Raw genomic sequence first — 708 nt, forward strand, 5'->3', positions numbered from 1 at the left:
CCGATAGCTTGTCGAGCCGGGTTCACGGCGCGGCCACACAAATCGCAGGAATGGCTGATCTCTTTGCAGAGAAAAGGCCGGATTTCTTGGTGGTTATGGGTGATCGGGAGGAGTCGATAACTGGGGCCCTATCTGCCGTTTACCACAACATTCCTGTTGTACATATCGGGGGCGGAGATCATGCGGAAGATGGTAATGTAGACAATCCGATCCGTCACGCAGTTTCAAAGTTGTCGCATCTTCATATGGTCACGACTGAACTGAGTGGTCAGCGTCTAGAGCGTATAGGCGAAGAGAACTGGCGGATAAATGTTGTCGGCGCATCAGGTATTGATCGTTTGTTGTCAACTCAACACATGTCGCGCGAGCAACTCGAGCAGGAGATAAATGTTGGCTGGGAAGGCAAGCCTTATGTTGTTGTCCTTTATCATCCGACGATCTCAGATTTCGAAGAGGCGCGTATTCATATGCGAACCATCTGCGATATCCTTGAAACATCCGGCCTTAACGTTGTCATCATGGCGCCGAATTCCGATCCAGGAAATTTTGCGATTGTGTCCGAAATTGAAGCTCTTGTTGAGCGGTGCGATAGAGTCCGCAGTTTTAAGTTCCTGCCACGCAAAACATTCGTCAATCTTTTGCGGCATGCCCATGCCATGGTTGGCAATTCCTCTGCAGGCATTATCGAGGCTCCAAGCCTAGGTCTAC

1 protein-coding gene is annotated in these 708 nt (G+C 50.1%); it reads left to right on the forward strand.

Translation table 11 applies throughout. The features are described 5' to 3' along the window. Nucleotides 1–50: 50 nt before the first annotated feature. Nucleotides 51–708: UDP-N-acetylglucosamine 2-epimerase (locus E1180_RS00330; RefSeq protein WP_244313913.1), on the forward strand; the 658-nt coding region annotated here is incomplete at its 3' end.

It is taken from the genome of Roseibium denhamense, from assembly GCF_009711415.1.
GTDB lineage: Bacteria > Pseudomonadota > Alphaproteobacteria > Rhizobiales > Stappiaceae > Roseibium > Roseibium denhamense.